Raw genomic sequence first — 21,813 nt, 5'->3', positions numbered from 1 at the left:
GTCGCGAAAGCGGCCCCGCCTTTTGATTATCTGCAGCCTGATAATTCACCACAAATCACACAAAGCCGCTTTCATCGTGTGCAAATCCTGCGCAAACCGTTAAACTGACGGTTTTGCTCAGCGCAATAACGGATTTAAATGCTCACACACATCAGAAAAGTACTGTCACTTGTGCCCGGAAGTGGCCGCAGAAAAACTCGCACCTACCGGCGCCGGGATATCCCACGCGAACACCACAACGTCTCCCGAGCGGTGATCAGCGAGCCGGCCAAAAAAGTGCTGGCGCGCCTCAACAACGCCGGCTTTGAAGCTTATCTGGTTGGCGGCGGGGTACGCGACATACTGCTGGAAGACCGTCCCAAAGATTTCGATATCGCCACCAGCGCCACCCCGGAAGAAGTGCACGACCTGTTTCGTAACTCGCGCCTGATCGGTCGGCGGTTTCGCATCGTTCACGTGTTGTTTGGCCGTGAAGTCATCGAGGTCACCACCTTCCGCGGCAACGGTGCAGACGCCGATGCCGAGCCCGACCACCTGCGCAAATCGAACGAACACGGTCTGCTGCTGCGCGATAACGTTTACGGTTCGCTGGAAGAAGACGCCCTGCGACGGGATTTCACCGTTAATGCCCTCTACTACTGCATTCGCGATTTCACCGTTATCGACTTTGCCGACGGCATCGAAGATCTGCATAACCGGCAATTGCGCCTGATTGGCGACCCCGAAACCCGCTACCGGGAAGATCCGGTGCGCATGCTGCGGGCGATCCGCTTTGCGGCCAAACTCGATTTCGATATCGAGCCCCTGACCGAAGCGCCTATCCGCACCCTCGCACCGCTGCTGTCGCTCATCCCGCCGGCACGGCTATTTGAGGAGGTGCTGAAATTGCTGTCCGCCGGGCACGGCGAGGCCACCTACGATCTGCTGATCGAATACGATTTGCTGGCCCCGCTGTTTCCGGCCACCGCCAAGGCTCTCGCGGCGGGCGAACCGGACGAACTGATTCGTCAGGCCCTGCGCAATACCGACGACCGCGTCGCCCAAGGCAAATCAGTCACCCCCTACTTTCTGTTTGCGGCCCTGCTTTGGCCGGCACTGCAAATCGAGTGGCGCCGACTTCAGGATCGCGGCGAACCCGTACAACCCGCGTTGCATCAGGCCATCGGCCAGGTCATCGGCCGCCAGGTCAAAGCAACCGCCATCCCCAAACGGGTGTCGGTGCCCATGAAGGAAGTGTGGGAACTGCAGATGCGCTTGCCACGGCGCCAGGGCAAGCGGGCACTTGCCTCACTGGACCATCCCCGGTTCCGGGCGGCCTACGACTTCTTGCTGATTCGCGAGTCCGCCGGCGAGCTTGAACCGGGTCTGGGCAAATGGTGGACGGATTTTCAACGGGTCGATGACCGCGCCCGCGAACGCATGCTTTCGGAATTGTCCGGCAGCGAACCCCGCAGACGCAGACGGCGACGCAGTCCATCCAAAGGAGCCTCCAGGTGAACGGTGTGGAGGCCTACATCGGATTAGGCAGTAATCTTGCCGAACCCTTGCAGCAATTGGCCAGGGCTATTGCGGCCCTGGCGGCTTTGCCGCACACCACGTTGGTGGCCCAATCTCCCTTCTACGCCAGCCGCCCGGTGGGTCCGCAGGACCAGCCCGATTTTATCAACGGCGCGGTTCAATTACGGACCACCCTGCCCCCACTGGCATTGCTGGACGAACTCCAGCGCATCGAACAGCAACACGGGCGGGAACGCAGCCAGCGCTGGGGACCGCGCACTCTCGATCTGGACCTGCTTCTTTACGGCGATCAGGTGGTCCATCACCCGCGCCTGAAGGTGCCTCACGTGGAACTTCACAACCGGGACTTTGTACTGCAGCCCCTGCTGGACCTGACGCCGACCCTACGGACCCCGTCTGGCCGGTCTGTGGCGGCGTTGCGTCAGCAATGCGCTGATAATAACCTGCGGCGGCTGCAGCCCGCCGCCTGCCCACCGGTTCCGCACAGCGCCTGAGCTTGCCTCACGGTCGTGCCAGGATTACCCTTAGCACTTTAAACGTACCAGCATGCTTTGCCCGTTCACCCGTATCCATTGATCATAAGGCTCGTATTCTATGGCTATTACCATCAATACCCTGCGAGAGTACAAACAGAAGGGCCAGGCCTTCGCTGCGCTGACCTCGTATGATGCCACCTTTGCCCATGTTGTCAGCGAAGCGGGTGTCGATGTCATTTTGATTGGTGATTCACTCGGCATGGTGTTGCAAGGCCACGACAGCACTCTGCCGGTGACTATGGAAGAAATATGCTACCACGTGCAGTCCGTCGCCAAAGGCAACCGCGGCGCGCTCATCATGGCCGACATGCCCTTCATGAGTTACGGCACCACGGAAGCGGCGCTGGCAAACGCTGCTGAACTGATGCGCTCCGGCGCTCACATGGTCAAACTGGAAGGCACCGACTGGATGGTGGAGACCATTACTGCGTTGAGCGAGCGGGGCGTTCCGGTCTGCGCGCACCTCGGCCTGACCCCGCAGTTCGTCAACAAGTTTGGCGGTTACAAAGTCCAGGGCCGCGGTGACAAACAGGCCGAACTGATGATCGAGCACGCCTGCCAGCTGGAAGCCGCCGGGGCCGACGTCATTCTGCTGGAGTGTGTCCCCGCGCCATTGGCCGCGCGCATCACCCAGGCGGTCAAGGCACCGGTCATCGGCATTGGCGCCGGCGCGGATACCGACGGTCAGGTTCTGGTGCTGCACGATATGCTGGGCGTGACCATGGGCCGCACCCCCCGATTTGTGAAAAACTTTCTTGCTGAAAACGACTCCATCCAGGCGGCGGTCGCCGCCTATGTCGACGAAGTCAGGCAGCGTACTTTCCCCGGCGAAGAGCATACATTCAAGGCATGAGAACCGTACACACACTGAAAGAGCTGCGGGTTATCCTGCAAAGCTACCGGCAGCAGGGCAAGCGCATCGGCCTGGTGCCCACCATGGGCAACCTGCACGACGGTCATTTATCACTGGTGCAAAAAGCCATGGAAGCCGCGGATGTGGTGGTTACCAGCATCTTCGTGAACCCCATGCAATTTGCCGCCGGCGAGGATCTGGACAATTACCCCCGCACCCTCAAGGACGATCAGCACAAGCTGTCTGCCACCGGCAACACCCTGGTGTTTGCACCGTCGGTTGAGGAGATCTACCCCCGGGGGCTCACCAACCAGACTCAGGTTGTGGTTCCCGACGTCAGTGAAGGTCATTGCGGCGCCAGCCGCCCCGGTCATTACGACGGTGTTGCCACGGTGGTCACCATGCTGTTCAACATGGTGCAACCGGACGTGGCGGTGTTTGGCGAGAAGGACTTTCAGCAACTGGCGGTGATCCGCAAACTGACCACCGATCTGTTCCTGCCCATTGATATCATCGGGGTGGCGACGGTGCGCGAAGACGACGGGCTCGCCAAAAGCTCGCGCAACGGGTACCTGAGCGCGGAACAACGCAGCCTTGCACCGGCCCTGTTCCGGGTCCTGAGGGACACCGCCGAGCAACTGGAAACCGACCCTCAGGCGTCGTTTGCGGCGCTGGAAGCGGCCGCACGGCAACAACTGAGCGACCAGGGGCTGCGCCCGGATTACATCAACATCGTCCACAGCCAGACCCTGAAGGCCGCCCAGCCCCAGGACACCCAGCTCACCATTCTGGCAGCGGCTTACCTGGGTTCGACCCGCCTTATCGACAATATTTCGATAACCCGATAGAAAGGAATCTATATGTCCCAGCCGCGCCCTTCTCTCGTCCGGATGCCGGAATGGCAAGCCTTGCTGGACCACCAGAGCAGCATCGCGCAGGTCCACATGCGCGACCTGTTTGCCCAGGACGAACAGCGGTTTGAACGGTTTTTTATCGAGGCCGCCGGGATTTCTCTGGATTATTCCAAAAACCGGATCACCGCCGAGACCATGGAACTGCTGATCAAGCTGGCGCAAAGCTGCCAGCTGCCGCAGCGGATCGATGCCATGTTCCGCGGTGAGGCGGTGAACCGCAGTGAAAACCGGCCCGCCTTGCACACCGCGTTGCGCAACCTGTCCGACCGGCCGGTCCACGTGGACGGTGTCGACATCATGCCGGAAGTGCGGGACACCCTGGCACGCATGGAACAGTTTGTCTGGCGGGTACGCAGTACCCAGTGGCGGGGTTTTTCCAACCGCCCGTTTACCGATGTGGTCAGTATCGGCATCGGCGGCTCGTTTCTGGGCCCCAAACTGGTGTCAGCGGCCCTCAAACCGTATTGGCACGGCCACCTGAACTGCCACTACGTGGCCAACATCGACGGCAGCCACATCACCGAAGTACTGCGGCATATCAACCCGGAAACCACCCTGTTCCTGATTCAGTCAAAGTCCTTCAAGACCCAGGAAACCCTCGAAAACACGCGCGTCGCCCGGGACTGGTTTTTGCACAACGGCGGTTCCCACGAATCCATTGCCAAACACTTCGTGGCGGTGACCGCCAACACCGATGCAGCGGTTGAGTTTGGCATCAGCGCCGACAACATTTTCCCCATGTGGGACTGGGTGGGGGGCCGCTATTCACTGTGGTCGGCCATCGGCCTGCCCACCGCCCTGACCATCGGCATGGACAATTTCCGTGCGCTGCTGTCCGGCGCCCACGCCATGGACAAACACTTCCATAGTGCACCGTTGGAGCACAACCTGCCGGTGGTGCTGGCGCTGCTGGGGATCTGGTACGGCAATTTCTGGGGCGCGGACGCGCACGCCATCTTGCCTTACGATCACTACCTCCGAGGCCTGCCCGCCCACATCCAGCAGGTGGATATGGAAAGTAACGGCAAATGCGTCACCCAGCAGGGCGCGCGGGTTGACTACCAGACGGGCCAGATCATCTGGGGCGGTGCCGGCGCCAATGGCCAGCACGCGTACCATCAACTGTTGCATCAGGGTACCCGGTTGTCTCCGGCAGACTTTATTATCCCGCTGCACAGCCACAACCCGGTCGCCCATCACCACGCCATTTTATTCGCCAACTGTCTGAGCCAGGCCCAGGCGCTGATGCAAGGAAAAACGGCGGACGAAGCCCGGGCAGAACTGGAAGCACAAGGACTCAGCCCGGCCGAAGCGGAGCGCCTGACCCCTCACAAGGTGATTCCCGGCAACAAGCCCAGCAACACCCTGCTGTTTGACCGCGCCACCCCGCGTACGGTGGGCGCGCTCATCGCGCTGTACGAACACAAGACCTATGCGCAGGGCGTGATCTGGGCGGTGGATTCCTTTGACCAGTGGGGGGTGGAACTCGGCAAGCAACTGGGCAATGAAATTCTCGATCAGCTGCTCGGCAAGGCGGTGCCTTCACCCACCCACCCTGGTCCTGCGGACAGTTCCACGGAGGGTCTGATTCGCCTGTTTCGCCAACGCAACAACAACTACAGCGGGTAGACCGCCCTGTCCGCGCAGGCGGTTACAGGGGCGAAATAGTCCTCCCGCGCCAGCAAAACGGGATCGGCCACAGCTTCTGATCCCGGTCATAGGCCTGCCAGAGCTGGCGATAAGTTTGTTGAGCCACCGGGTGCACCCGGTCCGGTGCAATTTCCGCCAGGGGTAACAGGACAAAGGCGTTGCTGAGGATTTCGGCCCGCGGCAACTCCACACTGTCCACCCGGCCCACCCGATCGTCATACAGCAGAATATCGAGATCCAGCGTCCGCGCACTGAATTTGGGCGCGTTGCGGCGGCGGCCATGGGAGGTTTCAAGCTGTTTGAAGAACTGCGTCAAGCCGGCCACCGTCAGCTCGGTTTTCACCCCCACCACCAGATTGTAAAAAGGGCTGCCGTCGAACCCGACGGCTTCACTCTCGTAAACGGACGAGATATCCAGCTCGCCAAACCGGTCCGCCAAAGCGTCCAGGGCCGCCAGCACGTGATGCTCACGGTCGATATTGCTGCCGATACTGATGTAGACCTGTGCCGCTTGTGTCACCCGCGCACTCCCCGCTCTATCCGCACACCCACTGCCTCGGCCTCGGGTACGGCCCCCGGTTTGCGCAGTGTCAGCCGCAACCATGGCATGCCAAACTCCGCCCGCAAGCAGGCGGCCAGCCCTTCCGCCGCGGTCTCCAGCAGTTCGGGGGACGCACTTTGCAGATAGTCCCGCACCCGCGCGCTCACCGTCGCGTAATCCAGCGCCAGGGCAACATCGTCGCTGGCAGCAGGCCGGGTGTTATCCCAGGCCATTTCGAGATCAATCAGCAACCGCTGGGTGACTTCCCGCTCCCACTCATAAACTCCAATAACGGCTTCGACCGCCAACCCTTCTATAAGAACCAAATCCGACACCCGCTGCTTCCTCTGACATATGTGCTAGCCTGAGTGGGTCGGCGACATGCTTCGACACAAGGCTAATTGAACGGTGGCCCGCCCCCGGCTAGGATAATCGCCAGGAGCTGATGGCTAACGCGGGAGATTTTCGCATACTTAAGCAGCGCGCGTCCTGATTGATGATGTTTGTTAACGACCCGATACTCACCGTGCTGTTGTGCACGCTGGCCTATCTGCTGGGGTCCGTGCTGTTTGCGTTACCCGTCAGCCGGCTGTGGCGCCTGCCGGACCCGCGCGCGCAGGGTTCTGGCAACCCCGGTGCATCCAACGTCTATCGCACCGGCGGTTGGGCCCCTGCACTGCTGACGCTGGCACTGGACGCCGCCAAAGGCTGGCTGCCGGTGTGGCTGGCGGTGACCTTCGGGTTGCCCGTGCTGAGCCAGGCCATGGTGGCCCTGTGCGCGGTTACCGGCCACATGATTCCACTGTTTCTGCGCTTCCAGGGTGGCAAAGGCGTCGCTACCGCACTGGGCGCGGGGCTGGCCCTGGCGCCCGCCACCACCGCGCTGCTGGCGATCATCTGGGGCCTGACTCTGTGGCGCTGGCGTATTTCCGCCCTGGCCTCCATTGTGGCCAGCGTCAGCGGCCCGTTGATCAGCGCCCTGATCGAACCCGATACTTTAACCTTATTCGGCCTGCTGGCGATTCTCATCGTGGTGCGTCACCGCAACAATCTGATTCGCCTGGCCCAGGGCCGGGAAACCCGCCTCTGAGCTAGTCCGCCAAACCGTTGGTGCGGGGCTCATGGAGGGGGGGCAGGGTATCCATGGGCCACCGCGGAACAGCGACGATGCGGTCGCCATCCCGCTGACCGGCCAGCAATCGCTGGCAGCCGGCGTAGGCGATCATGGCACCGTTGTCGGTACAAAACTCGGGCCGGGCGTAATACACCTGGCTGTTGAGCTTCCGGGCCATCTCGTTCAGCCCCTCGCGCAGACGGTGATTGGCGCTCACCCCTCCCGCAATCACCAACCGCTGACACCCGGATTGTTCCAGCGCCCGCCGGCACTTGATGGCCAGGGTTTCCACCACCGCCGTTTCAAAAGCGCGCGCAATGTCGGCCCGGGTCTGCTCATCCAGCGTGCCGGCGGCTTCCGCTGCGGCCACGGTATTCAAGGTGTAGGTTTTTAACCCGCTGAAACTGAAGTCCAGACCGGGCCGGTCCGTCATCGGCCGCGGGAAACGGTAAACCCCCACCCGGCCCTGTTGCGCCAAAGCCGCCACACGCGGACCGCCGGGGTAATCCAGCCCCAGCATTTTAGCGGCCTTATCGAAAGCTTCACCGGCGGCGTCATCGACCGACTCGCCCATCAGGGTGTATTCGCCGACACCATCAACCCGCACCAGCTGGGTGTGCCCACCCGACACCAGCAGCGCGATGAATGGAAAGGCCGGCGGGTTCGTTTCCAGCATCGGCGCCAATAAGTGCCCTTCCATGTGATGCACACCCAGTACCGGTACGCCGAGCGCAAATCCCAGCGCGTGCGCCACGGAACCGCCCACCATTAACGCACCCACCAGCCCGGGTCCGGCGGTGTAGGCAATCGCATCAATATCGTGACGCTGCTGCCCGGCGTCTGCCAGCACCTGCTCACACAGGGGCAGCAGCTTGCGCACATGATCCCGGGAGGCCAGTTCAGGCACCACACCGCCATAATCAGCGTGCATGTCGATTTGGCTGAACAACGCATGGGCGCGCAGGCCGGATTCACTGTCGTAAAGCGCTACCCCGGTTTCATCGCAGGACGTTTCAATACCAAGAACCAACATAAACGACCGCACCCCACTTCCCGTTGCTGATGAACAAGGTCGGTTGACCGACCCGCATTAAGTGGCGTACTTTAACAGATACCGCCCCGCAGACGCAGTCTTCTGCACCCGGATTTGACCTCGGGCGGTAATCAGCGCTATCATTACCGCCCTTAAATGCGCACTGTCCAAATTTTAACCGAATCGGGGCGGGCATCAACCGAAGAGTCGCAGTCCCAGTACACAACTGGAAAGTACTGTAAAGTCGCGTGTCACCACTGAAAGACAACGCAGACTTGCCTGCCCTCTTCCAAAATTGAAACCGAATCTATCAGGTAGGTGATTGTCGAATGCCAGCTGTTAAAGTGAAAGAGAATGAGCCGTTTGACGTAGCATTGCGTCGCTTCAAGCGCTCCTGCGAAAAAGCAGGTGTTTTGTCGGAAGTGCGTCGTCGCGAACATTACGAGAAGCCGACTTCCGTACGCAAGCGCAAGGCCGCTGCTGCCGTCAAGCGTCATCTCAAGAAGCTTCAGCGGGAACAGCGCAAGTTCGAACGTCTGTACTGAGTTAGCCACAGACTCGAACTGCCTGCACGTCGTAATTCGCGCTGCCGGCCAGCAGGCCAGCAAGTGCGATCCAAAAATGCGCCGGAGCACCCTTCGGCGGCATTTTTGACTATATTGTTCTAACCCCGTGTCCTCTGTCTAACCGGAGAGATCATTGAGCGGACTGATTCCCCAGCGCTTTGTTGAAGAACTGCTGGACAGAACCGATCTGGCCGAACTGATTGGGTCACGTCTGACTCTGAAAAAAGCGGGCGGCAGCTTCAAGGCCCGATGCCCGTTTCACGACGAGAAAACACCCTCATTTAACGTCCGGCCCGACAAAGGCTTCTATCATTGCTTTGGCTGCGGTGCCCATGGCGATGCGATCAGTTTTATCCGCGAATTTGATGGCCTGGGCTTCACCGAGGCGGTAGAAGATCTGGCCAAACGCGTGGGCCTGGAAGTGCCCTACGACCAGAACGTGCGCCAGGAAATGCAGCAGGCGCGCACCCTGACCGATGCGCTGGATTATGCCAGCCAGTTTTACGCCCAGGCTCTGGCCAGCCCGCAGGGCAGTTTTGCCAGAGATTACCTGGCGCAGCGCGGCCTCAATGACACGATTACCGCCGAGTATCAGGTGGGCTATGCCCCGGGCACGGGGACCGCGCTCTATGATGCGGCCGCGCAGGAGCTTAAAGCTCCTCTGATTGAAACCGGCACGGTCTCTGATCGTTACGGCCGCCCCCGGGACCTGTTCCGCAACCGGGTAATGTTTCCGCTGCGCAATCAGCGGGGCCGAACCGTGGCCTTTGGCGGGCGCACCCTGGGGGACGACAAGGCCAAGTACATCAATTCACCGGAGTCGGACGTATTTCACAAAAGCCGTGAAATTTACGGCCTTTACGAGGCGCGGCAGGCGTTGCGCCATCTGGACCGGTTGCTGGTGGTCGAAGGCTATATGGACGTCATCGCCCTCGCCCAGCACGGCATCCGCTATGCGGTGGCAACCCTGGGCACCGCCACCAACCAGGACAGTTTGACGGCCCTGCTCCGGCATGTACGCCACCTGGTGTTTTGTTTTGATGGCGATGCCGCTGGTTACCGCGCCGCCGACAAAGCCATGGAAAATGCGCTGGAACTGATGGCGGACGGTCTGCATCTGCAGTTTTTGATGCTTCCGGAGGGTGAAGATCCGGACACACTGGTGCGCAAGGAAGGCCCCGAGGCTTTCCAGCAGCGCATCGATGGCGCCACGCCGCTGTCCAGGTATCTGTTCAACCGGCAAAGCGAAGGACTGGATCTGGCGCTGCCCGAACATCGCGGCGAACTGCGTGCCCGGGTCGAACCGCTGCTGAACAAAATGCCGCGCAGCACCTTGCGGGACGCCATGTGGCACGAAATGATGCGCCTGTGCAACGCCCGCCAGGAGCGCTACAACCGCGGCACCGGGGGCCGGGATGAGCGTTTCGGCAACCGTCGTGAACGGATCCGCGAAGAACGGATCGACGTCCGTCTCAGCAAAGACAGCGCCCTGTGCATGGCGCTGCTGGAGGCGCCCGACATGGCCGCGGACATTGCCGAGCTCTGCCGGAACGAACGCCAGCTGCAGCAAAGCCGGGGGTTCAGCGACTGGATTCTCAGCAACAAGATAGGCAGTCAGCGCCAGCTGCTGAAGGCTTTGGCGCTGGACCCTGAAGCCCACGAGCGGTTTTACCGCCTGTTTGACGGCATTGAACACGTGCCCTCCCGGGAACGCACCCTGGAAAGCGCCCGCGAGATGCTGTCACCCAATCAGGAAACGGCTCGCAAGCAGAGACTGGCCGCCTTGCTGACCGAAAAACGCAGCCTGGCGGACCTGACGGCGGAAGAACGCCGGGAACTGCAAATGCTCAGCCGGCAAGACCCGGGCTGAGGGTCTGCAACACGACCCGAACGGCACATTCAGGCGAAATTAGCAGCACCACCCTTGAAACTTAATACTCTGGCCACCATCTAACAGCAAGTGGCAGTGCAAACACACGGCAGCTATAATAGCTGTTTAACTTTTTTCCCATTTTTTCCAGCGAGCTCACAAGGTGTCTATGTCAGGTAATTCGCAAAAATCACGGTTGAAAGACCTCATCGCCCGAGGCAAAGAACAAGGTTACCTGACGTACGCCGAGGTAAACGACCACCTGCCCGAAGATATCGCGGATCCCGATCAGGTTGAAGACATCATCCGCATGATCAACGACATGGGCATCCAGGTTACGGAAGAAACCCCGGATGCCGACACGCTGATCATGACCGAAGGCGACACCGCTGCGGACGAGGCGGCCGCCGCTGAAGCCGCTGCCGCACTGGCCGCGGTCGAATCCGATGCAGGCCGGACCACCGATCCCGTGCGCATGTACATGCGCGAGATGGGCACGGTTGAACTGCTGACCCGGGAAGGCGAGATTGTGATCGCCAAGCGCATCGAAGAAGGCATCCGTGACGTGATGGCCGCCATTGCCCACTTTCCCGGCACCACGGCCACAGTCATCCAGGCTTACGAGCGTATTGTCGAGAATGATGGCCGGCTGACCGACATCATTGCCGGTTACCTGGATCCTGACGACGCCGAACCGTTCATGGCAGATCCCGCTGAAGCCAGTGAAACCGAAGACGGCGAAGAACTGGAAGACGGCGAGGAACTGGAAGTCGAGCCGGAAGAAGAAGAGGAAGTGGAAAGCGGCCCCAACCCGGAAGAGACCCGCTTGCGGTTCGCGTTGCTGAAAGAAAAGCTCGACATCGCCAACGCCGCACTGGCCGAGCACGGACGCAGCCACAAGATCACCCAGCAGGCGCTCAATGAACTGGGGCAGGTGTTTGCCCCGTTCAAACTGCACGCCAAGGCCTTTGACGAGCTGGTCAACATGGTCCGCACCACGAACGAAATGCTGCGCGAGAATGAGCGCACCATCATGCGGGTGTGCACCCGGGTCGCCAAGATGCCCCGGAAAGAGTTCATCAAATCTTTCCCGGGCAATGAAACCAACCTGGACTGGGCGGTCAAACTGTCCAAGAGCAAAAAGCCCTACGCGGCGGCGATTGGCGAAAACCTGGATGAAATCATTCGCATGCAAAAACGCATCGCGAACATCCAGAGCGAAGTGGATCTGGACACCTCGGACATCAAGGAAATCAACCGTCGGGTTTCCATCGGCGAGGCCAAGGCCCGCCGTGCCAAGAAAGAGATGGTGGAAGCGAACCTGCGTCTGGTTATTTCGATCGCCAAAAAGTACACCAACCGTGGTCTGCAGTTCCTGGACCTGATTCAGGAAGGCAACATTGGATTGATGAAGGCGGTCGACAAGTTCGAGTATCGCCGCGGGTACAAATTTTCGACCTACGCCACCTGGTGGATCCGTCAGGCGATCACCCGGTCCATCGCGGACCAGGCCCGCACCATCCGGATTCCGGTGCACATGATCGAAACCATCAACAAACTGAACCGTATCTCACGGCAGATGTTGCAGGAAATGGGACGTGAGCCCACCCCGGAAGAACTCGGTGAGCGCATGGAAATGCCTGAAGACCGGGTACTCAAGGTGTTGAAAATCGCCAAAGAACCGATCTCCATGGAAACCCCGATCGGCGACGATGAAGACTCCCATCTGGGCGACTTTATCGAGGATATTCAGGCGCTATCGCCGGTTGATTCGGCTACCTCCGAAGGCCTGCGGGAAGCCACCCGTTCCGTCCTGGCGGGGCTGACGGCGCGGGAGTCCAAAGTATTGCGCATGCGCTTCGGCATCGAGATGAACACCGATCACACCCTCGAGGAGGTCGGCAAACAATTTGATGTCACCCGCGAGCGCATCCGCCAAATCGAAGCCAAGGCACTGCGCAAGCTGCGTCATCCGTCCCGCTCCGATCACCTGCGCGGCTTCATCGACGACCAGGGCTCTTAATTCCACACAGCACTAGCGGGCGCCACACCTCACGGGTATAATGGCGCTCGCTTTGTTTTAGGGCCTATAGCTCAGTTGGTTAGAGCAGAGGACTCATAATCCTTTGGTCCCTGGTTCGAGTCCAGGTGGGCCCACCATGTTTTCTCCCTGCAACACCTCGCCACCACCAATCGGGGCACTCCCGGTGCGCGACAATTCGCGTCTGCGTCGAAATTTCCTTTGTCGAACAGCGGCCAATCGTATACAACTAGACTCTGGCTCTGACAATTCCATGCGAGGACACGCCATGTCTTTTTCAGCTGATCATCTTCATGAGCTCAACCTGCTGGCCCTGTTTGAATCCTCATCCGGTCATGAGGGCATCAAGGTTCATCAGCACAGTGCCGCCCCCGAGCTGGTGGCCGCCGCCGCCCGGCTGCATCAGAAGGGCCTGATCACCCAGAACGACGGAGGCTACCTGACCCCACTGGGGTGTGAAATCGCGGAATCCACCCAGCGTTTGCTGTCCGTACTGTCCAGCAGCTGACACGAGCCGCTGCCTGCCCCGGCGGGTGGCGATGACGACCACCCTGACCATGTCACACCAACCAGTGTTTAATCACTGCTAAGGAGAAGCACCCCCATGCCTGTCTGGCTTCAATGGGCGCTGATAATCGCCGGCGTCGCAGCAAGTGTGTTCCTGACCCTGTTTATCCGCAAACAGTCAGGCCGCATCCGGCGCAGCAAAACCGCCGCACAAAAGACCGCAACCTTTACCGAGCAACGCCGCGCCAGCATGATCGAGAGTGTGCGGATTATCGCCATGGCGATTGAACAGGATCAGGTGGAATACTCGGAGGCCTGCATCCGCATCAAAGGCCTGCTCGACCATCTGGAGCCGAGTCTGATGGAACGGGAGCCCTATCGGGTGTTTCTGGAAGTCAGCGACCTGCTGCAACACATGCCGACCCATAAGGCACGCCAGCAGACCAACCCCAGATTCGTACGCAAAATGGACAAGGAGCGGTTCGAGATCGAAGGCCGCCATGCCGACGCCATTCGCCGCGGTGCCACCGCTCTGCGACAGCACTCCTTTTAGACCGGGAGCCCGTTCGCCAGACCCGCCATGGCCATGACGCTGTCCTGGCGGTTTATCAACTCATCAAACTGAGCCGCAACCGCTGTTTTGTCCAGCCCCAATTCCTCATAACAGGCGTCCGGGACAACCTCTGCCGGCCCCAGCGCAACGCCGCGTGCAATCAGCAACTGTCTGCCCAGCCAGAGCAATCGGGCGTACACCGAGTGTTCGCCCTGGTAACGGGGGTTTTTCTGGTGCCGTATGGCCTGGGTAATTTCATCGGGCATACCCCAGTTCGCCATCAGCTGACTGGCAACAGATTCCCGGGTAATACCCAGAAAGTGCCGCTCCAGCACAGCGGTATCCAGGTGTGCGTTCACCTCAAACCCGCGGCACAGCAATTTGAAATGAGGAGGAAACACATGGGCCAGCACCAGGTAACCAAAGTTGTGCAACAGCCCCGTCAGGTACGCCAGGCCCTCCGCCGGGCGCTTTCCAGCTGGCATCAGGCGGGTCAGTGTGGCCGCCGCCTGAGCCTGCCAGATGGCTTGCTTCCAATAACCGAGGTGGCCTTCGGGATGATCATCCGGCTGATTGAGCGCGCGCCCCAGCGCCAGCCCCATGGCCAGATTCATGACCAGATCAAAACCCAATACCCGGGCCACCGCATCCTTGACGGAATGAATCTGGCTTCCCGCAGCATAGAAAGACGACGACGCCCAACTGACCACCTGGGCCGCCAGACTGGGGTCACTCTCTACAATGGCGGTCAGATCTCCCAGCACGGCATTGGGACTCACCCGCAGCTGAATGATTCGTTGCGCCGTTTCCGGCAATGGCGGTAATTCCAAAGTATCGTCAAGACGCTGGCGGATGCGCAACAAGGTAAAGCGTTTCAAGGTCGCGTGTAACTGGGCGGCGTCGTCTTCGGGGCTGTGTCCGTGGTCGCCGGGGACGCTCTCCACCGGTACGGCAAAGGTTTCGCGGTCCGCGCCAGCGGCCAGATCGTTGAAATGCGCGCAGGGCAACAGCATCACCTGCCCGCAACTCTGCAATTCCACCGCCACCCCCGGCAGCCCACCCACCGCGCTATCGATCACCACCGGCAGGTTGATGATGCCGGGCAGCGCCGCCAGCTCCGCAAGCCCGGCCTGCTGGCACAGGCGCGTCACATCGGCAGCCGGCATGGGCCGCAGGTGGCGCTGCAGACGCTCATTCAGTGCCGCGATATCGAGTATGTCCTGGTGGCGGGTTATGGCCTGCACCACGCCCTGCTGATCCCGTAACAACACCGTGCGTAACATGCAGCCCGCTGCACGGCCCGCCTCCTCACGCCCCACGAGCTTCACAGCTGTCTCGCCCGACAACCCGCGAACAACGGCCGGCAGTTCCATAGTCTTTCCTTCTACTGTTGGTCCTGGCGTGAGCGCTGACTCACACGTCACCATAGCGAATCTTTTCACCCAGCCAGCGGTTGATCAACCCTGTCACCCGCTCCGGGTGTTCCATTATTCGGGGCGCGAGTTCACGCACCGGCTCAATCCAGCCTTTGTCCCGCTCAAAATCCACCAGCCGGAATTGCATCAGCCCGGTCTGCCGGGTTCCCAGTACCTCCCCCGGCCCGCGGATTTCCAGGTCTTTTTCGGCGATGACAAAACCGTCCTGACTGTCCCGTAATACCTGCAAGCGAGCTTTACCATTGTGGGACAGGGGCGGGTGGTACATCAACACACAAAAACTCGCCTCTGCGCCACGCCCCACCCGGCCCCGCAACTGGTGCAGCTGGGCCAAGCCCAGCCGTTCCGGATTTTCGATGATGATCAGCGAGGCGTTGGGCACATCCACCCCCACCTCGATCACGGTAGTGGCTACCAGCAAATCCAGCTCGCCCGCTTTAAAGGACGCCATGATCGCCGCTTTTTCATCGGCTTTGAGACGCCCATGGATCAGCCCGACGTTCAGCTGTGGCAATTGTTCGCGCAGAACCTCCGCCGTGGCTTCTGCGGCCTGAGACTCAAGCACTTCTGATTCCTCAATCAGGGTGCAGACCCAATACGCCTGCCGGCCACTCAGACAGGCGGTTGACACCCGGTCAATGATTTCATCGCGACGGCTGTCCGGAACCACAATGGTTTCAACCGGCTGCCGTCCCGGCGGCAATTCGTCGATCAGCGACGTATCGAGATCCGCATAGGCGCTCATGGCCAGCGTTCGGGGAATGGGGGTGGCCGTCATGATCAGCTGATGGGGTGCTGCGCTCGCCGCGACGCCTTTTTCGCGCAGCGCCAGGCGCTGATGCACCCCGAAGCGGTGCTGCTCATCGACGATCACCAGCGCCAGTCGGCTGAACACCACGTCGTCCTGGAACAGGGCATGGGTGCCGATGGTGATCGCCGCCTGACCACTGCCGATCCGCGCCAGGGTAGTCGCCCGGGACTTGCCTTTGATCTTGCCGGACAACCAGGCGAGTTCCAGACCGAGGGGCTCCAGCCATTGCCTGAAATTGTCGAAATGCTGTTCGGCCAGGATTTCGGTGGGCGCCATCAGCGCCACCTGAGCGCCGGCGGCGATGGCCTGTAGCGCGGCAAGCGCGGCCACGACGGTTTTCCCGGAGCCCACGTCGCCCTGCACCAGCCTCAGCATCGGCAGCGGTTGACTCAGATCCTGGCGGATTTCTCGGCTGACCCGTTGCTGGGCCTGGGTTAACCGAAATGGCAGGGTGTCCAGAAACCGCTCCACCAGCGTGCCTTGCGGCAACAACGGCAGAGCGGCTTTCGCTTGAATCTGCTGACGCACCTGCAACAGACTGAGCTGATGCGCCAGCAATTCCTCCATCACCAGGCGCTGCTGGGCCGGATGTTGCCCGGCCATCAGTAAATGCACCGGGGCCTCGGCCGGGGGCGCATGCACCAGTGCGACGGCCGCGGTGATGTCCGGCAACTGCAGATCCCGAAGTACGGTTTCCGGCAACAGCTCCCGTATCCGGTAGCGCTGCAAATAGCTGAGCGCCTGCCGGCACAAACTGCGCACCCGGGGTTGCTGGATGCCTTCCGTCAACGGGTAGATCGGGGTAAGGGTCGCGGTGCCCTGGGCCGGCATAGGCTCCGGATTAACCTGGTACTCCGGGTGGTAGAACTCATAGCCTGAGCGCCCCGGGCGAACCTCGCCATAACAGCGTACCCGCTGGCCAGGGGCGAGCTGCGCTTTCTGCGCCGCATTGAAATGGAAAAAACGCAGCACCAGAAAACCGCTGGCATCGCGCACCGTGACCTGCAGACTTCGACGCCGCCCCATGACCAGATCGGTTTTCACGATCTCACCCTCGATCACGGCGGTATCGCCCACCCGCAAACTGCCCAGCGGAATCACCCGGGTGCGGTCTTCATACCGGTAAGGCAAATGAAACAGCAGGTCCTGCAGGGTATGGATGCCCAGCTTGGCGAGGGTGCCCGCCAACACGGCCCCCACCCCCTTCAGCACCGTCACATCGATTTCATCCAGTGATGGCATACGGCATCAGGCCCCGGCGCTGGTGACCGGTGTATCGTGACTGGCCTTTTCAATGACCCGGCACTGACTGGCGGCCAGCGACAGGACATCAATCGCCTGCGGCCGCGGAAAGGTCACCCGCCACGCCAGTGCCACCGTACGGAAGGGCACGGGGGCCACAAACGGTCGCACTTCCAGCAGGTTTTTCTGGTATTGCATGGCGGTAGCTGCCGACAGGGGCAGCACCGTAATTCCCAACCCGGACGCGACCATATGCCGGATGGTTTCCAGCGAACTGCCCTCGGTCACCAGAGACGGTGCGTCCTCCGCATCCGCTTTGCGGGTCATGGCCTCCACCAGCGGCGGGCAGGCGTCCAGCACCTGATCTCGAAAACAGTGTCCCGGCCCCAGCAGCAGCAACTGCTCGGTGGCCAACTGCTCCGCAGTGAGCGCTTGCTGTGCCGTGAGCGGGTGGCCCGCGGGCAACAGCACCACAAAGGGCTCATCGTACAGCGGCAGCGTGACCACCTCCGGCTCATCAAAGGGTAACGCAATAATGATGGCGTCCAGTTCGGCCTGGCGGAGTTTCTGGCGCAAGGTGGCGGTATAGTTTTCCTCGATGTACAGGGGCATATCCACCGCCACCCGGCGCAGCTCGGGGAGCAGGTGGGGAAACAGATAAGGGCCGATGGTGTAAATGGCCCCCACCTTTACCGGCGAGTTGAGCTGGTTTTTGCCATCTTGGGCCAAATCCCGGATAACCCCGACCTGATCGAGCACCCGCTGGGCCTGCGCAATGATGCGCTCCCCCGCCTCGGTGACCCGGATGCGGCTTTTGCTGCGTTCGAACAGCAATACGTCCAGCTCGTCTTCAAGTTTTTTAACCGCTACACTCAAGGTTGGCTGACTGACATGACAGCGTTCGGCGGCCCGGCCAAAGTGTTTTTCCTTGGCCAGGGTTACCACGTACCGCAGCTCGGTAAGGGTCATCGTGCACTCCGGTGAATAGGGGTCACTAATTTATGAGTTTAAGCATAAGGATTGAAGCAGACTATGGCAATCTCCCCGGACATGGAGCGCGCGCACATTCTTGTTGCCGGCTGCGGCAAATTGGGCGGTCGAATCGCCAGCGCACTCACAGACAGTGCCCGCGTATTCGGGCTGCGTCGTAACGCCGATAAGGTTCCTGCGGGGGTAACCGGTATCGGCGCCGACCTGTATCAACCGAGCACCCTGTTTGGACAACTGCCCCCCCATCTGGATGCGGTGGTCTATTGCCTGACACCGTCAAGTTATGACGAACAAGGGTATCGCAACGCCTATGTGGATGGCCTCGCCAACCTGCTGGATGTACTCAAGGGTCATTCTCTGAAGCGGTTGTTTTTCATCAGCAGTACCAGTGTTTACGCACAGGATGACGACAGTTGGGTAGATGAATCCAGTCCGACAGAACCGGATCGTTACAGCGGCCAGCACATTCTGGCCGGCGAACAACTGGCCCTGGGCAGCGGTCACCCGGCCACAATCATCCGTTACAGCGGTATTTACGGGCCCGGCCGGCTACGGTTTGTGGAGGAGGTGAAGGCCGGCCGTTTGGCCCCGGTGGCGCCGGCTCCGTTCAGTAACCGCATTCATGAGGAAGACGCGGTGGCCGCCGCAGTGCACCTGACCCACCGGGCCCTGACCGGCGCAGCGCTGGATTCCTGTTACATCGTCAGTGATTGTGAGCCGGTGAGGCTCGATGAAGTGGTCGCCTGGGTGCGCCAACAGACACCCTGTGCCGAGGCCCTGCCCGACGCACGACGAGGCGGTCGGGCGGGCAGCAAACGGTGCTCCAACCAGCGGCTGCTGGCCAGCGGGTTTGATTTCCGGTATCCGGACTTCCGCAGCGGATACGCCCCGCTGATCGGTTAACTCAGTACCATCACCGCTTCCATTTCTACCGGCACGTCTTTCGGCAGGGCGGCCACGCCTATGGCCGCACGCGCCGGGTATGGCTGATGGAAGTAGGTCGCCATGACCTCATTGACCGTGGCAAAGTTGCTGAGGTCGGTCATGTAGATATTCAGCTTGACGATGTCGTCCAGGCCGCCGCCCGCTGCTTCACACACTGCTTTCAGGTTTTCAAATACCTGCCGCGTCTGGGCGGCAAAATCACCACCGACAATCTCCATGGTTTCGGCCACCAGCGGGAGCTGCCCCGACAGATACACGGTGTCTCCGACTTTCACCGCCTGCGAGTAGGTACCAATCGCCGCGGGCGCCTTGTCCGTTGTGATAACTGATTTGTTTGCCATATTTTTCTGTCCTTGTCGTTCTGAAATCAGGCTGCGACTTCCCAGCCCTGCTTAATAGCGGACGCGACTGATGTGCGTAACCGCCCGAACATGCTTCACCCGGCGCATCACCCGCGCCAGGTGCTTGCGCCCTTGCACATGCACTTCCAGACTGACCACGCCCATACGCGCGTTCTGCTCTTCCACGTTGATGCGGGCGATGTTACCTTCGGCAAAAGCGACCGCTTTGGCAATTTCCGCAATCGCCCCGCGCTGGCGTTCCAGCTCGACCCGCAACTCTACCGCAAATTCGTCGGTAATGTCTTTGGCCCAGGTGAGGTGGGTCACGCGCTCGGCATGCTTGTCGATGTTCGGCAATCGCGGACAAGTATCGGAATGAATGACCATGCCATTACCGGAATCCATCACCCCGACCACCGCGTCCCCCGGTATGGGTTTGCAGCAACTGGCAAAGCGCACCAGCAGGCCTTCCGTGCCCTGGATGGTGATCACGTCTTTGTCCGCACTGTCGGATTTGAGCGCCACGGGGTGCTCATCGCCCTCACCGCCCACGCCACTCACCAGCTGCCTTGCCACCAGATAGGCCATCCGGTTGCCCAGGCCGATGTCGCTGAGCAGATCGTCCAGACTCGTCATCTGGTTGTGCTTGAGCACCGCGGCGATCTGCTGCTCGCCCAGATCGGCGTACGTGTAGCCCAATTGTTTCAGCGAGCGATTCAGGAGTGTCCGGCCCAGCTCGCAGGACTCCGTGCGTTTCTGGTGTTTCAGTGCATGACGGATGCTGCTGGTGGCCTTACCCGTGACCACAAAACCCAGCCAGGCGGCGCTGGGCCGGGCCCCCGGTGCAGTAATAATCTCCACCGTCTGCCCGCTTTGCAGTGGCTGACTCAGCGAGGCGAGGTTACGGTTGATGCGACAGGCCACACAGGCATTCCCTATATCGGTATGGATCGCGTAGGCAAAATCCACCGGGGTCGCTCCCCGGGGCAACTCCATAATTTTTCCACGGGGCGTAAACACATACACCTCGTCGGGGAACAGATCTTCTTTTACGTGAGTGATAAATTCCAGCGAGTCATCCGCTCGCTCACGCATTTCCATCAAGCCTTTCACCCAGCGGTCCACCCGTTTCTGGTTGACACTGCTGACATCGGGCTGATCGTTTTTATACAACCAGTGGGCCGCAATGCCATTGTTGGCAATGTGCTCCATTTCTTCGGTGCGGATCTGGATCTCGATATTGACGTGCATGCCAAACAAGGTGGTGTGCAACGACTGGTAGCCGTTGGCTTTGGGCATGGCGATATAATCTTTGAAACGCCCGGGTAGCGGCTTGTACAGGCTGTGCACCGCACCCAGAATCCGGTAACAGTCGTCCTCGCTGTCGGTGATGATGCGGAACGCGTAGACGTCCATGATTTCATGGAACGACTTCTGTTTAAGTTTCATTTTTTTGTAGATGCTGTTCAGGTGCTTCTCGCGCCCGAAGATCCGCCCCGGCAACCCCCGTTCCGCCAGCTTCTCCTCCAGTTTGCTGCGAATCTCGGCAATGATTTCCTGATGGCTGCCCCGCAGTTTGGACACCGCTTTGGATATAAAGCGGGAGCGCATCGGGTGAATGGCAGAAAAACTCAGGTCTTCCAGCTCGGTCCGGATCGCATGCATACCCAAGCGATTGGCGATAGGCGCGTAGATATCCAGAGTTTCAGTGGCAATGCGGAGGCGCTTGGCATAGGGCATGTGCCCCAGGGTGCGCATATTGTGGAGCCGGTCGGCCAGTTTGACGAGGATCACCCGGATGTCCCGGGACATGGCCAGCGCCATTTTCTGGAAATTCTCAGCCTGAGCTTCGGCACGGGTGCGAAATTCAATTTGCGTCAACTTGCTGACCCCGTCCACCAGTTCGGCAACCGCTTCACCGAACTGCTCTTCCAGCGCGTCCTTGGGGATGCCGGTGTCTTCGATAACATCGTGCAACATGGCGGCCATCAGGCTCTGATGATCCAGCTTGAGACCTGCCAGTATGTGGGCTACAGCCAGAGGGTGGGTGACATACGGCTCGCCGCTGCGACGGGTCTGCCCCTGATGGGCCTGTTCCGCATAATAGTATGCCCTCCGCACCTGATTGATGCGGGCCGTGTCCAGATAGGTACTCAGCTCCTTTGAGAGCCCGTCAACCGTAACCTCTGCTATCACCGCGCCTCCCGAGAAAGTCAAAAACCAACTCACAAAAAAACCCGAATGCGCACATTCGGGTCCTTCCGAGATCCATCATCGACGTGCGGATTCTGCACTCTTTACGAATAAGCTACCATTTTTACTGGCTCGCAAGAAACCGCCCGGACAGAAATC

20 protein-coding genes and 1 tRNA gene are annotated in these 21,813 nt (G+C 60.3%); 13 read left to right on the top strand and 8 right to left on the bottom strand.

Features of this window, described 5'->3' with window-relative positions:
• Positions 1-138: 138 nt before the first annotated feature.
• From pcnB to pgi, 5 genes are all read left to right on the top strand, one after another.
• Positions 139-1,497 (top strand): polynucleotide adenylyltransferase PcnB, encoded by a 1,359-nt coding sequence (gene pcnB / locus BG841_RS08615; RefSeq protein WP_070057284.1) that lies wholly within the window; start codon positions 139-141, stop codon positions 1,495-1,497.
• Complete coding sequence (gene folK / locus BG841_RS08610; protein WP_083260223.1) at positions 1,494-2,012, top strand: 2-amino-4-hydroxy-6-hydroxymethyldihydropteridine diphosphokinase; 519 nt, start codon at positions 1,494-1,496, stop codon at positions 2,010-2,012. The genes pcnB and folK (BG841_RS08610) overlap by 4 nt, the downstream gene beginning before the upstream one ends.
• A 100-nt stretch (positions 2,013-2,112) precedes the next feature.
• A complete protein-coding gene (gene panB, locus BG841_RS08605) occupies positions 2,113-2,907 on the top strand; it encodes a 3-methyl-2-oxobutanoate hydroxymethyltransferase (protein WP_070057283.1) in 795 nt (264 codons plus the stop codon).
• Positions 2,904-3,755, top strand: a complete 852-nt coding sequence (gene panC, locus BG841_RS08600) for a pantoate--beta-alanine ligase (protein WP_070057282.1) — start codon at positions 2,904-2,906, stop codon at positions 3,753-3,755. The genes panB and panC overlap by 4 nt, the downstream gene beginning before the upstream one ends.
• A gap of 12 nt (positions 3,756-3,767) precedes the next feature.
• On the top strand, positions 3,768-5,450 hold the full coding sequence (pgi, locus tag BG841_RS08595) for a glucose-6-phosphate isomerase (protein ID WP_070057281.1): 1,683 nt from the start codon (positions 3,768-3,770) through the stop codon (positions 5,448-5,450).
• A 22-nt stretch (positions 5,451-5,472) separates the two neighbouring features.
• On the opposite strand, the gene folK (BG841_RS08590) is transcribed toward pgi, so the two are convergent.
• Together folK (BG841_RS08590) and folB are read right to left on the bottom strand one after the other, a co-directional pair.
• Positions 5,473-5,991: a 2-amino-4-hydroxy-6-hydroxymethyldihydropteridine diphosphokinase gene (gene folK, locus BG841_RS08590; RefSeq protein WP_070057280.1), complete on the bottom strand. Its 519-nt coding sequence runs from the start codon at positions 5,989-5,991 to the stop codon at positions 5,473-5,475.
• On the bottom strand, positions 5,988-6,347 hold the full coding sequence (gene folB, locus BG841_RS08585; protein WP_070057279.1) for a dihydroneopterin aldolase: 360 nt from the start codon (positions 6,345-6,347) through the stop codon (positions 5,988-5,990). Before folB ends, folK (BG841_RS08590) begins: the two co-directional genes overlap by 4 nt.
• A gap of 161 nt (positions 6,348-6,508) precedes the next feature.
• On the opposite strand from folB, the gene plsY reads away from it, so the two are divergent.
• Positions 6,509-7,102: a glycerol-3-phosphate 1-O-acyltransferase PlsY gene (gene plsY / locus BG841_RS08580; protein WP_070057278.1), complete on the top strand. Its 594-nt coding sequence runs from the start codon at positions 6,509-6,511 to the stop codon at positions 7,100-7,102.
• Between the two features lies 1 nt (position 7,103).
• Here the strand turns inward: plsY and tsaD are convergent, their stop codons facing one another.
• On the bottom strand, positions 7,104-8,159 hold the full coding sequence (gene tsaD / locus BG841_RS08575; RefSeq protein ID WP_070058754.1) for a tRNA (adenosine(37)-N6)-threonylcarbamoyltransferase complex transferase subunit TsaD: 1,056 nt from the start codon (positions 8,157-8,159) through the stop codon (positions 7,104-7,106).
• A 329-nt stretch (positions 8,160-8,488) separates the two neighbouring features.
• Here tsaD and rpsU point away from each other — a divergent pair, with 329 nt between their 5' ends.
• The 6 genes from rpsU (at position 8,489) to BG841_RS08545 (ending at position 13,696) form a co-directional block, all read left to right on the top strand.
• Positions 8,489-8,704, top strand: a complete 216-nt coding sequence (rpsU, locus tag BG841_RS16460; RefSeq protein WP_072794797.1) for a 30S ribosomal protein S21 — start codon at positions 8,489-8,491, stop codon at positions 8,702-8,704.
• A gap of 154 nt (positions 8,705-8,858) precedes the next feature.
• Positions 8,859-10,595: a DNA primase gene (gene dnaG / locus BG841_RS08565; RefSeq protein WP_070057276.1), complete on the top strand. Its 1,737-nt coding sequence runs from the start codon at positions 8,859-8,861 to the stop codon at positions 10,593-10,595.
• A 169-nt stretch (positions 10,596-10,764) separates the two neighbouring features.
• The gene (gene rpoD / locus BG841_RS08560) at positions 10,765-12,618 is read left to right on the top strand and encodes an RNA polymerase sigma factor RpoD (RefSeq protein ID WP_070057275.1); all 1,854 of its coding nucleotides are present in this window, start codon (positions 10,765-10,767) and stop codon (positions 12,616-12,618) included.
• A 60-nt stretch (positions 12,619-12,678) separates the two neighbouring features.
• Positions 12,679-12,755 (top strand) — tRNA-Ile (locus tag BG841_RS08555).
• 149 nt (positions 12,756-12,904) lie between these two features.
• Complete coding sequence (locus tag BG841_RS17045; RefSeq protein ID WP_070057274.1) at positions 12,905-13,144, top strand: TIGR02647 family protein; 240 nt, start codon at positions 12,905-12,907, stop codon at positions 13,142-13,144.
• A gap of 96 nt (positions 13,145-13,240) precedes the next feature.
• The gene (locus tag BG841_RS08545; protein ID WP_070057273.1) at positions 13,241-13,696 is read left to right on the top strand and encodes a DUF2489 domain-containing protein; all 456 of its coding nucleotides are present in this window, start codon (positions 13,241-13,243) and stop codon (positions 13,694-13,696) included.
• On the opposite strand, the gene BG841_RS08540 is transcribed toward BG841_RS08545, so the two are convergent.
• The 3 genes from BG841_RS08540 to BG841_RS08530 are packed head-to-tail and all read right to left on the bottom strand — an operon-like array spanning position 13,693 to position 18,154.
• A complete protein-coding gene (locus BG841_RS08540; protein ID WP_070057272.1) occupies positions 13,693-15,069 on the bottom strand; it encodes an HDOD domain-containing protein in 1,377 nt (458 codons plus the stop codon). The genes BG841_RS08545 and BG841_RS08540 overlap by 4 nt on opposite strands.
• Before the next feature lie 40 nt (positions 15,070-15,109).
• On the bottom strand, positions 15,110-17,185 hold the full coding sequence (recG, locus tag BG841_RS08535; protein ID WP_070057271.1) for an ATP-dependent DNA helicase RecG: 2,076 nt from the start codon (positions 17,183-17,185) through the stop codon (positions 15,110-15,112).
• Between the two features lie 6 nt (positions 17,186-17,191).
• On the bottom strand, positions 17,192-18,154 hold the full coding sequence (locus BG841_RS08530; protein WP_070057270.1) for a hydrogen peroxide-inducible genes activator: 963 nt from the start codon (positions 18,152-18,154) through the stop codon (positions 17,192-17,194).
• A gap of 63 nt (positions 18,155-18,217) precedes the next feature.
• Here BG841_RS08530 and BG841_RS08525 point away from each other — a divergent pair, with 63 nt between their 5' ends.
• The gene (locus tag BG841_RS08525; protein ID WP_070057269.1) at positions 18,218-19,078 is read left to right on the top strand and encodes an NAD-dependent epimerase/dehydratase family protein; all 861 of its coding nucleotides are present in this window, start codon (positions 18,218-18,220) and stop codon (positions 19,076-19,078) included.
• Here BG841_RS08525 and BG841_RS08520 read toward each other — a convergent pair.
• Positions 19,075-19,461 carry a RidA family protein gene (locus BG841_RS08520; RefSeq protein WP_070057268.1) on the bottom strand — a complete coding sequence of 129 codons (387 nt, stop codon included), beginning with the start codon at positions 19,459-19,461 and terminating at the stop codon, positions 19,075-19,077. The two genes, BG841_RS08525 and BG841_RS08520, sit on opposite strands and share 4 nt — an antisense overlap.
• Positions 19,462-19,512: 51 nt before the next feature.
• Positions 19,513-21,657 (bottom strand): RelA/SpoT family protein, encoded by a 2,145-nt coding sequence (locus BG841_RS08515; protein ID WP_070057267.1) that lies wholly within the window; start codon positions 21,655-21,657, stop codon positions 19,513-19,515.
• Between the last annotated feature and the right edge of the window lie 156 nt (positions 21,658-21,813).

Source organism: Marinobacter sp. X15-166B (assembly GCF_001752365.1).
GTDB lineage: Bacteria > Pseudomonadota > Gammaproteobacteria > Pseudomonadales > Oleiphilaceae > Marinobacter.
This window is presented reverse-complemented; position numbering and strand designations above follow the sequence as displayed.

Excerpts from the sequence above, each read along its gene's own strand:
- panB (WP_070057283.1), top strand. The coding sequence starts at position 2,113 with ATGGCTATTACCATCAATACCCTGCGAGAGTACAAACAGAAGGGCCAG.
- BG841_RS08525 (WP_070057269.1), top strand. The coding sequence starts at position 18,218 with ATGGCAATCTCCCCGGACATGGAGCGCGCGCACATTCTTGTTGCCGGC.
- BG841_RS08530 (WP_070057270.1), bottom strand. The coding sequence starts at position 18,154 with ATGACCCTTACCGAGCTGCGGTACGTGGTAACCCTGGCCAAGGAAAAA.
- pgi (WP_070057281.1), top strand. The coding sequence starts at position 3,768 with ATGTCCCAGCCGCGCCCTTCTCTCGTCCGGATGCCGGAATGGCAAGCC.
- BG841_RS08545 (WP_070057273.1), top strand. The coding sequence starts at position 13,241 with ATGCCTGTCTGGCTTCAATGGGCGCTGATAATCGCCGGCGTCGCAGCA.
- pcnB (WP_070057284.1), top strand. The coding sequence starts at position 139 with ATGCTCACACACATCAGAAAAGTACTGTCACTTGTGCCCGGAAGTGGC.
- rpoD (WP_070057275.1), top strand. The coding sequence starts at position 10,765 with ATGTCAGGTAATTCGCAAAAATCACGGTTGAAAGACCTCATCGCCCGA.
- recG (WP_070057271.1), bottom strand. The coding sequence starts at position 17,185 with ATGCCATCACTGGATGAAATCGATGTGACGGTGCTGAAGGGGGTGGGG.
- tsaD (WP_070058754.1), bottom strand. The coding sequence starts at position 8,159 with ATGTTGGTTCTTGGTATTGAAACGTCCTGCGATGAAACCGGGGTAGCG.
- panC (WP_070057282.1), top strand. The coding sequence starts at position 2,904 with ATGAGAACCGTACACACACTGAAAGAGCTGCGGGTTATCCTGCAAAGC.
- rpsU (WP_072794797.1), top strand. The coding sequence starts at position 8,489 with ATGCCAGCTGTTAAAGTGAAAGAGAATGAGCCGTTTGACGTAGCATTG.
- BG841_RS08540 (WP_070057272.1), bottom strand. The coding sequence starts at position 15,069 with ATGGAACTGCCGGCCGTTGTTCGCGGGTTGTCGGGCGAGACAGCTGTG.
- plsY (WP_070057278.1), top strand. The coding sequence starts at position 6,509 with ATGATGTTTGTTAACGACCCGATACTCACCGTGCTGTTGTGCACGCTG.
- BG841_RS17045 (WP_070057274.1), top strand. The coding sequence starts at position 12,905 with ATGTCTTTTTCAGCTGATCATCTTCATGAGCTCAACCTGCTGGCCCTG.
- BG841_RS08520 (WP_070057268.1), bottom strand. The coding sequence starts at position 19,461 with ATGGCAAACAAATCAGTTATCACAACGGACAAGGCGCCCGCGGCGATT.